The 10,160-nt window shown below is 26.8% G+C and carries 9 protein-coding genes, 4 tRNA genes and 1 other annotated feature; all 13 genes read right to left on the bottom strand.

Features of this window, described 5'->3' with window-relative positions:
• Nucleotides 1–89: transfer RNA gene (locus AC07E4_RS07925), tRNA-Ser, on the bottom strand.
• Nucleotides 90–112: 23 nt separating this feature from the next.
• Nucleotides 113–203, bottom strand: a tRNA-Ser gene (locus tag AC07E4_RS07920).
• Between the two features lie 6 nt (nt 204–209).
• Nucleotides 210–301 (bottom strand) — tRNA-Ser (locus AC07E4_RS07915).
• 265 nt (nt 302–566) lie between these two features.
• On the bottom strand, nt 567–1,847 hold the full coding sequence (gene serS / locus AC07E4_RS07910; protein WP_040330895.1) for a serine--tRNA ligase: 1,281 nt from the start codon (nt 1,845–1,847) through the stop codon (nt 567–569).
• Nucleotides 1,848–1,907: 60 nt separating this feature from the next.
• Nucleotides 1,908–2,106 (bottom strand) — a binding site (T-box leader).
• Between the two features lie 164 nt (nt 2,107–2,270).
• A complete protein-coding gene (locus AC07E4_RS07905; protein ID WP_040330894.1) occupies nt 2,271–2,507 on the bottom strand; it encodes a DUF1667 domain-containing protein in 237 nt (78 codons plus the stop codon).
• A gap of 10 nt (nt 2,508–2,517) precedes the next feature.
• Nucleotides 2,518–3,912 carry an NAD(P)/FAD-dependent oxidoreductase gene (locus AC07E4_RS07900; protein ID WP_040330892.1) on the bottom strand — a complete coding sequence of 465 codons (1,395 nt, stop codon included), beginning with the start codon at nt 3,910–3,912 and terminating at the stop codon, nt 2,518–2,520.
• A 20-nt stretch (nt 3,913–3,932) separates the two neighbouring features.
• Nucleotides 3,933–6,635, bottom strand: a complete 2,703-nt coding sequence (locus tag AC07E4_RS07895) for a UPF0182 family protein (RefSeq protein WP_478216079.1) — start codon at nt 6,633–6,635, stop codon at nt 3,933–3,935.
• A gap of 24 nt (nt 6,636–6,659) precedes the next feature.
• Nucleotides 6,660–7,178, bottom strand: coding sequence for a 3H domain-containing protein (locus tag AC07E4_RS07890; RefSeq protein WP_478216078.1), 519 nt, complete (start codon nt 7,176–7,178; stop codon nt 6,660–6,662).
• 91 nt (nt 7,179–7,269) lie between these two features.
• Nucleotides 7,270–7,776 (bottom strand): HDIG domain-containing metalloprotein, encoded by a 507-nt coding sequence (locus AC07E4_RS07885; protein ID WP_040330888.1) that lies wholly within the window; start codon nt 7,774–7,776, stop codon nt 7,270–7,272.
• Nucleotides 7,777–7,879: 103 nt separating this feature from the next.
• A complete protein-coding gene (locus AC07E4_RS07880) occupies nt 7,880–8,893 on the bottom strand; it encodes a DUF4097 family beta strand repeat-containing protein (protein ID WP_478216077.1) in 1,014 nt (337 codons plus the stop codon).
• Nucleotides 8,894–8,898: 5 nt separating this feature from the next.
• A complete protein-coding gene (locus AC07E4_RS07875) occupies nt 8,899–9,453 on the bottom strand; it encodes a DUF1700 domain-containing protein (protein ID WP_478216076.1) in 555 nt (184 codons plus the stop codon).
• 54 nt (nt 9,454–9,507) lie between these two features.
• Nucleotides 9,508–9,825 carry a PadR family transcriptional regulator gene (locus AC07E4_RS07870; protein WP_040330884.1) on the bottom strand — a complete coding sequence of 106 codons (318 nt, stop codon included), beginning with the start codon at nt 9,823–9,825 and terminating at the stop codon, nt 9,508–9,510.
• Between the two features lie 210 nt (nt 9,826–10,035).
• A tRNA-Ala gene (locus AC07E4_RS07865) sits at nt 10,036–10,111 on the bottom strand.
• Nucleotides 10,112–10,160 lie beyond the last annotated feature (49 nt).

The raw sequence follows: 10,160 nt of genomic DNA, 5'->3' as shown, positions 1-10,160 counted from the left end.
CGGAGAGAGTGGGATTCGAACCCACGGTACGCTCATCACGTACGCCGGTTTTCAAGACCGGTGCCTTAAACCAACTCGACCATCTTTCCGTAACTTATTTATTAAATTTATATGGCGGAGAAAGAGGGATTTGAACCCTCGCGCCGGTTACCCGACCTACGCCCTTAGCAGGGGCGCCTCTTCGGCCTCTTGAGTATTTCTCCAATGTTTGGCGGAGAGAGTGGGATTCGAACCCACGGTGCGCTCATCACGCACGCCGGTTTTCAAGACCGGTGCCTTAAACCAACTCGACCATCTCTCCGTGTCACAACTAATATTATATTTACTTTGCATTTAACTGTCAAGAGTTTTTTTCAAAATAATACGAAATTTAATTTATTAATTCAATTTTATTGAATTAAATTTTAGTAAAAGGTTTATTTTACAGGTTTTATAGAAAATATAATTTATATTTTCATTTTTACAACTTAATACTTTAATTCTAAGTTTTAAAAATTAACTAAGATATCATTAGATGGACTTTAAAAATAATTGATTTAAAATCCATCTATTTATATTTTATCTCATTATTTTATAATTGTTTTTCCACCCATATAAGGTACTAAAACTTCTGGTATAGTAACTGTTCCATCTTCATTTTGATAGTTTTCAAGAATTGCTGCTAGACATCTTCCAATAGCAACACCTGAACCATTTAATGTATGAACAAAATTTGGCTTACTTTTAATATCTTCCTTATATTTTATATTTGCACGTCTTGCTTGAAAGTCTTCAAAGTTACTACAACTTGATATTTCTACATATCTATTATAACTTGGCATCCAAACTTCTATATCATATTTAAATGCCGCAGTAAATCCTAAATCACCTTTACATATTTTAACTATTCTATATGGTAATTTTAATGCTTGTAATACACTCTCTGCATCTTGTACTAAACTTTCTAATTCTTTATATGAATCCTCTGGCTTAACAAATTTAACAAGTTCAACTTTATTAAATTGATGTTGTCTTACAAGTCCTCTTGTATCTCTTCCTGCAGAACCTGCTTCTGATCTAAAACAAGCGCTATAAGCTGCATGTTTTATAGGTAACTTATCCCCCTCTATAGTTTCATCCCTATATAAGTTAGTTACTGGAACCTCTGCTGTTGGTATTAGGAAATAGTCAGTATTGGTAACTTTAAATGCATCTTCTTCAAATTTAGGTAATTGTCCTGTTCCTATCATGCTAGTTCTATTAACCATATATGGTGGTAATATTTCAGTATATCCATTTTCATCAACATGTTTATCTAAGAAAAAGCTTATTATCGCTCTCTCAAGTCTTGCACCTAAACCTTTATATACAGTAAATCTTGACCCTGTTATTTTTCCACCTGCCTCAAAATCTAAAATATTTCTTTCAGTACCTATTGTCCAATGCTCTTTAGGTTCAAATTCAAATTTTCTTGGCTCTCCAAATTTTTTTACTTCCACATTATCTTCATCTGTTTCTCCATTAGGAACTTCTGGATGTGGAATGTTTGGTATTCTAAGCATTATATATTTTATTTTTTCATCTATTTCATTTAGTTCAATATCAAATTCTTTTATTCTATCTGATAATAATTTCATTTCTGTCATTATTTCAGTAACATCTTTTCCTTCTTTTCTATACATAGGTATCTTTGTTGAGTCAGTATTTCTTTTCTTTTTTAATTCCTCAACTTCTATTAATATATCTCTTCTTCTTTTATCTAATTTAACAACCTCATCGATTACTGAAACATCAAAGTTTTCACCTCTATCGTTTAATGCTTTTTTTATCTCTTCTTTATTATTACGAATTTTTTTTAAATCTAACATGATATATTCCTCCAACTTTTATATAATTATTTTTCCCAATAAAAAAAGAGTTATAGCCCCCAAAGGGACGAATAACTCCGCGTTGCCACCCTAATTAAATAATATAAATTATTTCTCTTAATTAAAATAACGGTTTTATACCGTACTGCTCATCACAGTCCCTCAGAGTCGGATTCATAAATAGTAATGTATCAGTTTTCACCACCCACTGACTCTCTTAACATTATAAATTTACTACTATTCTCTTCAAAGGTTTAATGTTTTTTATTTTTAGAATAATTTTAATATTTATTTTTATGTTTGTCAACATTCAAATTCATTATATAGTCATTATTTTTAGTTTTAAAATTACTCTTAATAAAAGAAGCTGGAATCTAAAATAATTAATATTTTAAAATCTAGCTTCTTTTTGTATATATTACTTTATAAATTTCTACCTATTTTTTTGGTAGCAACTATATCTACATTAGTATTAAGTATATTTTTACATATTATATCACCTATATTTATAGGTGGCCCAACATGTATCCTACACAAAGCTTTAGAACACTCAATCCATAAATTCTTATCTATAGCTTCAGTACTTCTTACAGGAACAACCTCATGTATCTTTGAACCTTTTACCCTCACTACTGTTGTAAATACATCTTTACCTTCCATAATTACTCACCTACATTGTATCAAACTCTTTTATTCTACTTAATGCTACTTTAGAATTTTTTGTATTTTTTACTATGTCTGTTATAGGCTTATTAGTCTCTCTTGCCAATATTTCAGATATAACTTCATTACAATAAGCTCCCCTACAACTTCCAAGCCCTGAATTAGTCCTCCTTCTGACACCTTCTACAGTTCTTGCACCCAAAGGTCTTCTTATAGCATCAACTATTTCACCTTCTGTAACACCTTCACACAAGCAAATAATCTTGCCATATTTATTATCAACTTTTATAAGATTATTTCTTTCATTGTTACTTAAATCTTTAAATCTATAATACTCTCTTCGTTTATCAATAAAGTCTTTTTTTAATATGCAGTTAAAATTATTTACAACCATTTTGCACACTATTTCTCCAATTGCTGGTGTCATGGTTACTTTGCCAAAATGCTTAGCTCTTATATTCAAGTATCCTTTTTCTGATAATGAGTCATCTATAACTACTGGTTCATCATATAAACTCCAATCAAGTACCATTTTTATCTTATGTCCATCTATCTTTCCTATTAATGATGATAATTTATCTATGACCATATCATAATTTGCACTTTTTCCAGTACTAAATGCACCTATTATTTTTCCATCCATAGTTGGTCTTATATATCTTCTCTCACTATTATGGATATCGAATATAATATTAGAATATAAAGAGTCATATTTCTTGTTTAATACAAAGTACTTAAGATTATTTTTTATACCTTCTTCTATTTTATCTTTATTTAATTCTTTTCCTAATTCTTTTTCTGAAGTTGTATTAATAACAATTTTGCATGTAAACTTATTTCTTGTTGTTTCAACCTTAAATCCTTTTGACATTTTTTCTATATTTAAAACTTCTTCTTCTAATTTAAATTTTACACCATTATCAAAAGCAATTTCTCCATATGCAAGTGCTAAATCATAAGCACATACAACACCTGTATTAGGAATGTATAGTGATTTTATTACATCATCACTAATATTAGGTTCTATTCTTTTACTTTCATCTCTATTTAAAAGTTTTACTTCATTGATATTTTTTTCTTTAGCTCTTGAATACATGTCCTCTATATATTTTTTTTGATTTTCATCCTTAGCTATATATAAAGATCCTACTCTCTTAAATGGCACATTAAATTTTTCAACATACTCATCAAACATTAAGTTTCCTTTTCTTATTAAAGATGAACTTATTGTATCAGTACATTCTAATCCATCATATATAGTAGCTGTATTTATAAGTGCTGCATCTGATCCTATATCATAATCTTTTTCTATTACTGCTATATTTAAATTATATTTAGATAATTCATAGGCAACGGCACATCCAATCATGCCGCCACCTAATATAAGTACATCGTAATCCATTTTTCCTCCTTACAGTTGTACTATTTTATTAGTTTATCTATTTCATCTCCTAATTTCTTTATATAGTCTCCATATTTAGCCCAATCTCCAGATTTTTGTGCTTCAAGCGCACTATTATATATATCCTGTAATTGTTTTGCATCTTTTCCTACCAAAGTACCATTTTCAGTCTTACCATCTACTTTATTGTTTTGTTTATTATTATAATCAAAAAGTTGAGTTAAAGCTGAATCTATACTAGTAGCTAATACAATTTCATCACCATATCCAACTATTACATTTTTCATTTCTGGAATACTCTTTTCTCCTGCTGCTCTTAAATAAAGAGGTTCTACATATAATAGAGAATTTTCAATTGGTACTATAATTGTATCGCCAAATTGTACTTCTGATCCCTTAGTATCCCAAAGTGATAATTCCTTTGATATATCTGGGTCTTGGTGAACTTTCTTTTGGAATAACATTGGACTATATACTGTTCCTGAGCTAGGGAATTTATAAAGGAACATTTTTCCGTAATTTTCTCCATCCATTCTTACACCAAACATAGAAACCATATTGTCTCTTCCCTTAGTGTTGAAATATTCAAGTACAACCATTTCCTCTTTTTGCTCACCTGGTAATTTCATAACAACATAAGATGAATCTTTTTGTTTTTCTTCATCTTCTACTTTATCTTCATTATTAGAAATTGTCCAAACATCATCTCCATTATAAAACACACCAGCATCTTTTACATGGTATTTTCCTAAAACATCACATTGTATTTTAAATAAATCCTCTGGATATTTAAAATGAGACCTTAATGATTCTGGAACTTCACTTATGTCTTTAAATAACTCTGGGAATACCTTTCCATAAGTTTCTGCTATAGGATCATTCTTATCTGCAATATAGAAATTAGTTGAACCATCATATGCATTTATAACTACCTTAATTGAGTTTCTAATATAGTTAATACCGTCTACAGGCTGTGAGTATGGATACTTATTGCTTACAGTGTATGCATCCATTACCCAATATAATTGATTATTATCTATAACTACATATGGATCTTGGTCATATTTTAAGAAAGGAGCTATTTTTAAAACTCTTTCTTTTATATTTCTATTTATTAAAATTTTACTATCACTTGTTATATCCTGAGATAATATAAACTTAGGATTTTGATATTTTAAAGTAAATATTAATCTATTTAGTAATGACATTTTTATTCCTGCATCACCATCATAATTGTTAGTAACATTTTCACCATTCATAGGATAATCTATTTCACCAAGTTTAGTATTTACTATACTATAATCATTAGTGCTTTCTCCAAAGTATATCCTAGGATTATCTAGTCCTATGTCTGTTGAATTTTGTACTGGAATATTGTTTATAATGAAATCTGGCTGTCCTTCACTTGTAACAGAATTAACTTTACTCATAGTTATTCCATATCCATGTGTATAGGCTAAGTGTCTATTTTGCCATGTATTTGAATTTTCATCTAGTTTGTCTAAGTCTAGCTCTCTTGCTGATATAAATACTTGACTATAATCTCCATTTATATTGTATCTATCTATATCCATATCATCAAATCCATAGTAATACCTTATATATTGAAATTGATTATTAAACTCTAATGCTGGTACATGAGAATTTATTCTTATATTGTTTATAATATCACTATTATTCTCTATTTCTTTTGCTGTTAAATTATTTTTTATTTCATAACTATTTTCAGCTATATCATCAATATTAAATGCTTGCTTTGTATAATTTATATTATTTTCTATATAAGGTTTTTCTAATGTCTTCTCATTTGATTGAACAATAAAACCTTTTACTGCTAGTGATGCTACATTTTCTCCAACTATTAATATCACAATAAGTCCTATAGACATTAATATTGGTTTTACTTTAGATTTTATTATACTGAAGCATACAACTAAAGATGAAACTATAGAAACAACTGCTATAACTTTATAAAATCTTAAACTAACTTTTATATCTGTATAACTAGCACCAAAAACAGTACCATTTGGAGAATAGACAAGTTCCCAGGCTTTTATAATATAACCTATTCCTATTGCAATCATAAGTAATGTTGTTATAATTGCTAATTGTTTTCCTGCAAAATTTCTAATTCCATGTTTAAAATCTTTGAATGCTTCTTCCCTAGATAATGTGCTTTTAACTTTATCTTTTGTTACAATTCCTATATATATCATAAATGTTACAACAACAAATATAATTAATAAGCTTATAAATGCTGCTTGTAATGATTTTATTAATGGCAATTTAAACATAAAGAATGAAATATCTTTATTAAATATAGGGTCTGTTAAATTAAAGTTTGTTGAATTAGAAAACTCTAATATCTTATACCAATAAGTTGATGAAAATACATATGAAAATACTAATGATATAAGTGCATTAAATACAGAGAATTTAGCTAACTTTTTCTTTTCTTGTTTTTTATTAATTTCTATAATTTTTTTACTTTTTCTTATACTTGGTCTTAAACTAATATAATATAATGTTATTGCTATAAATGTTATCAAAAATATAGGCACCATTAACTTAGCAATAGATACAAGTTTTTTAAAGTACACAGATAAATATCCTAGTTCTTTAAACCATTGATAATCAACAATTACATTTATACTTGATATCCCTATTGCCAATATAGCTATAACTACTATTATAAAATATAACGCGAATTTCTTCTTTTTCAAATAACTCACCTCTTTTAAATATTTTTATCCATTATCAATTAAAATATTTTTTTCTTCTAATTCTTTTAATATATCTATTATTTGTTTTTCACTTTCTGCACTTATTGTATGAACGTGTACTCCATTAGTTAATAAAGATAATGGTTCAGCCTCTGTATTTTTAAATTTAGAAACAAATTTTTCTACATCATTTAAATTTTTTATCATAAGCATAGATTTTATTTCTCCATAAAGAGGATGCTCAACTATAACATCTTCTACGATACCACCATACTTAACAATAGTATTTAACTCAACATTCATTTCATCTCTATCGTGACTAACTGCTATTACTTTTCTTATCCTATTTTCTTCATACTTTGAAATTAAATATCCTTCTGGAGTTGCTATTATGCTTGTACCTTCAGCTCTTATTATTGCCACATCTTTTACTATAACTTGTCTTGTAACATTAAATTTTTCAGCAAGTTCTTGCCCTTTTAGTGGTTTATTTCCACCTACTAGCATATTTACTATATTACTTCTACGTTCTTTTGAATTCATTTTATACCTCCTTTATATGTATTTCTTGCCTATAATACATTCTAACATTTAAAAAACTTTATTGAATAGATAATTTAAACATATATTTAAATTAATTTTTATCATCACTTTCCTTTAAAATTTTCATAGCCTCATTATTAAATGTATTATTATGATGATTTTTTATTAATTTTAAAAAATCTTTATCATAATTATATTTTTTTAATTTTTCATATCCTAATTCACCATGATTATAATATACATTTATAAATTTTATATTACTATAACTTCTAAGTTTCCCCTTTGTAATTTTATCAGCAATGACTAGCACTGATTTTTCTATTGGATTTAAATTTCTATTTATTTTACCAATATCATGTAATATGCCAGCCTTTATTAAATCATCCTTGCCTATACTTAATTTAATTCCACTATTATTATTTAAATAAAGCTCAATTTCCTTAGCTACATTTAAACAATGCTTTTTATCATAAACTTTTAACTCATTAAATATTTTTTTCTCATTATCATCTAAATACTTATTTATAAATTCAATATCATCATTGCTTATTTTTGCTGTAATGGCTTTAAAAAATTGTTTAACTCTATAAATACTCATAAAAAAACCTCTACTACATATTATGTTATATTTTATCTTACTTATATTATTCTATAATAAAAAAGATATACCTACATAAATAGTATATCTTTTTTACATTTATTTAATGTTCCAATTTTATATTTCCCATGTCATTTCTAACTTTAATTTTATATCTATTGCTTAAATTAGAGTCTTCTTCTACTCTTAAATTATTTGTTACCTTACCAACATCACTTAAAATATCAAAGTCTAAATTTTTAGCAGTATTTTTTACACTTATATCTGTTTCACCTAAATCATTTTCAAATGATATATTTCTATCTAAATAGTTAAATGATGTTTCTATTTTTCCACAATCACATGATACTATAAGTTCATTACATTTTTCATTTCCTTTGTTATTTACCTTAAAAATAACATTTCCCATGTTATTGTACAGCTTAGAATTTATTGCATCCATATTTTTAATTTCTAATTTACCAAGTGAAAGATTTATATCCATATTTTCAGCAATAGTATATTCATCATTATCTATATCTACATTTCCCAAACTTGAATCTATATTAGAACTTTTAAATTTGATATTATTTAATTTTATATTCCCTAAATCAGTACTTATATCTAAATTATCAAAACAAAAATTTTTAGGTAGTTCTATCTTCAAATTATAGCTTGTATTTTTAATATTTTTACTTGATCCGCCATTATTAATTATAATATTAGTTTTGTCTCCATTTGATTTTATATCACAATCTTTTAAATACTTACATGTTAACTTAGCTTTTTGATTGTTATTACTTTCTATAATTTCTATTTTAGATATGTCACATTTTATATCTAAATTTTTTATAGACTCTAAATCTATTTCTTTATTTAAATTTTTATAATTATTTAATTCTGAACTATTACTTGATTTTATAGTAATTATTTTATCAATATTTTCAATACCATTTTCAATTAATGTATTTATGCCATTAGAAAAATGACTTCCAATTACATCAGAATTATTCTGAACAAAATCTGAAAAATTTTCATTATATTTTTTTAAACTTACAATACTTAATGTAAATCCAACTACAAATGTTATAGAACAAGCTACAGCTATCCATTTTAAAACTGTATTAAATTTCTTCATCACACCTACCCCCTAGCAACTTTTATATTCCAATTAATATACTGTTTTCCTAACTTTACCCCGTAATATCCCAGGAAATATATTCCTATTAATATTAATATAGCTATTGATAAAATAGTTATCATTATAAATATTGAAAACAGTGGAATAGTACTTGAAATAACTGCTACTATTGTTGCACCAATTCCTATAAGTAATAATGGAATTGCTACGACTAAACCTATAGCAAGTCCTAAAATACTTGAAACTATTGGAAATAATGCGCTTAAAATTATAAAATTTAAAATGACTAGTGCAATTATTGAAACAATATTATATTTCCCCTCTTTGTTTTTATTAAAACTTTCTAATTGATTTTTATTTATAACTCCTTGTTCACACAGGTTTTGTATTATTTGGTGTGGTGTTCCTAACTCCTTACAAATTTCATCCTCAGATTTTCCTTCTTCTTTTCCATTTATAAAATATTCCTCATAATCATTTAATATGTCCTCAATTATATAATTGTCAATTCCATTTAAGCCATCTTTTAATTGAGCTAAAAACTCAGTTTTAGTCATAACTATACCTCCTTTATATAAACCCTCTATATTTATACTATATTTAAAATGATTTTACCCCTTAGTTTCTTCTAAAAATAAATCAATTTTACTACAAAAATCAATCCATTCTTTTCTTAACTCTTTACCTTTGTTCTTTCCTTCTTCTGTTACCCTAAAATATTTTCTAGCTGGTCCCTCTGATGATTCAACTAAATAAGTTGTGAGATATCCGTCAGCTGTCAATCTTCTTAATAATGGATATAATGTTCCATCTGCTGTTTGTATATACTTCTCTAAACTTTTACTCAACTCATAACTATACAAGTCTTTCTGTGAAAGTAATGTAAGTACACACATTTCTAGAACTCCCTTTTTAAATTGAACACTCATACTTACTCCTTACTATAATTAAAATAAAACACATATATTATATATTGCTCACTACTGAATAATATTCACTACCTAACATTATTATATACCTATATTTAGAAAAATCTACACTTTTAATAATTTATTTAAAATTTTTTAGTTTTAATATATTTATACTTATTAATTTTTATTTAAAATAAAAAAAAGCAATCATAATTGATTGCTTTTCAATGGTGGAGATAAAGAGATTCGAACTCTTGACCCCCTGCGTGCAAGGCAGGTGCTCTCCCAACTGAGCTATACCCCCAAATATGGTGGACCTTCAGGGACTCGAACCCCGGACCTACCGGTTATGA

The organism is Clostridium amazonense (assembly GCF_056431285.1).
Note: the sequence above shows the minus strand (reverse complement) of the source record. Positions and strands in the feature narration are given on the sequence as shown.